Genomic DNA, 1814 nt, shown 5'->3' with positions numbered 1-1814 from the left:
ACCAGCATGCGCTCTTCCCAGGCGCCCTGCCCGCAGCAGAAAATCAGCCTCAGCGCCCTGAGCCGCCCGAGCAGCTTCTGGTCGACGATGCCCGGCAGATAGTCGAGCGGCGAATTGAAATAGATGTTGCCTTCCAGCTGCCGGCCGAAAAAGTCGCGGGCCGAATAGACGCCGGACAGCGAGATCACGCCGCTTGCCAGTTCCGGGAACCGGAACACGAAATTCGACGAATGATAGCCGCCCATCGAGCAGCCGCAGAACAATGGCTTCAAGGGGCGGCCGCCATTGGATTTGGCGGCGACCGCCTGCAGCTCCGGCAGCGCCTCTTCCCGCACATAGCGGAAATAGGCCTCGTGCCGCGCGATGCGATGCGCCGCATCGGCATGCTTGTTGAAGAAGGATTCCGAATCGATGCCGTCCAGCGTGAAGAGCTGGATGCGGCCGGTGTCGATGAACTCGGCAAGCGCGCCAACCCCGCCCGAATCCTCAAACTGGTAGAACCGTCCTTGCGAGGTCGGGAACACCACCACCGGGCGCCCGGCATGACCGTAGCGCTTGTATTCCATGTCGCGGCCGAGACTACGGGCATGGCCCTTGTGATAGGAGACGTCCATTGGCTCAGGCCTTTTCCGCGTGGATATAGTCGACCGCCTGGCGCAGTGCCTTCTGATCCTTCGAACGCATCTGGTAGGCGTAATTGCCCATGGCGCGGCTGAAAACCTCTTCGATGGCCTGATGATGGACGATCTTGTCGCCATGGGCGGCTAGCACGTCCGCATGGCTGTGCAAATAGTCGATATGGCGTTTGCGGCTGGCATAGGCGGTGAAATACTTCCCCTTGTAGGGGCCTCCGGCGGCATCCTTGACCACCATGTCGGCCCAGGCAGCATAGACGTCGATGTCGAATGTGTAGTTGATGGCGTCTGTCATCCAGGCGCCGGGCGGGCGCATGTTGACCTCGAGCGCGATGACGCGCTTGTCCTTGGTCTCGAACAGCTCGATGTGGAAGAAGCGCTCGCGCACGTCGAACGCTTTGAGGATCTTGCGCCCCGCCTCCTCCACCGCAGGCGTGATTTCGGGGAAGCAGGTGTAGCTCATGTGGCGGTCCTTGTTGACCGCGTCCATGATGCTCTGGTCGTAGCGGTGGCTGGCCGCCAGCACAACCTCGCCGTCGCGGTTGACCAGCCCATCGAAGGTCACCACCAGCCCCTCGATGAACTGTTCCATGACGAAGGTGACGTCCTCCGGCTTATCCCTGAAGAACTGGTCGAGCTCCCTGGCATTGGAGATCTTGAACGTATTGGAGGCGCCCGAGCCGGAATCCGGCTTGACCACCACCGGATAGCCGACGCGGCGGATGAAGGTCATGGCGCCGGCACGGTCGGAGCATTTGCGCTGCGGGATGGTCTCGACGCCGCTCTTGCGGAAGAAGGCGCGCATGCGGCTCTTCCGCTTCAGATTCTTCACGAAGTCGAGCTTGGTGCCGTAGATGTTGAAGTCGGTGCGGATATTGGCCTCGAGCTCCAGCCAATGCTCGTTGAGCGACTCGAAGCGGTCGATGCGGCCCCATTTGTGGATGAAGTGCCCCATCGCGCGGAACACGGCATCGTAATCTTCCATGTCCGCGATGCGGTAATATTCCGAAAGCGCGGCCTTCAGCTTGCCGTTCAGGGTCTCGTAAGGCGCGTCACCAATGCCGAGCACGGTGGCGCCGGCCTTTTTCAGCCGGTCGCAGAACTCGGCGCCGTTGGCCGGGAAATGCGGCGAGAAGAACACGAAATTCATGGGCGACCCCTCCCGGAGCTTCGCTTGGC

General features: G+C 61.6%; 2 protein-coding genes. Both read right to left on the bottom strand.

Annotation, left to right across the window (positions count from 1 at the left end):
• Window positions 1-614 (bottom strand): esterase family protein (locus EOA27_RS34815; RefSeq protein ID WP_127258558.1); only part of this gene is annotated, 614 nt, incomplete at its 3' end.
• Between the two features lie 4 nt (window positions 615-618).
• A complete protein-coding gene (locus EOA27_RS34810; RefSeq protein WP_127258556.1) occupies window positions 619-1785 on the bottom strand; it encodes an ATP-grasp domain-containing protein in 1167 nt (388 codons plus the stop codon).
• Window positions 1786-1814 lie beyond the last annotated feature (29 nt).

The organism is Mesorhizobium sp. M2A.F.Ca.ET.037.01.1.1 (assembly GCF_003998075.1).
In the GTDB taxonomy this organism is placed as follows: domain Bacteria; phylum Pseudomonadota; class Alphaproteobacteria; order Rhizobiales; family Rhizobiaceae; genus Mesorhizobium.
This window is presented reverse-complemented; position numbering and strand designations above follow the sequence as displayed.

What these genes read in the sequence shown, in the direction of transcription:
- EOA27_RS34810 (WP_127258556.1), bottom strand. Translation starts at nt 1,785, where the DNA reads ATGAATTTCGTGTTCTTCTCGCCGCATTTCCCGGCCAACGGCGCCGAG.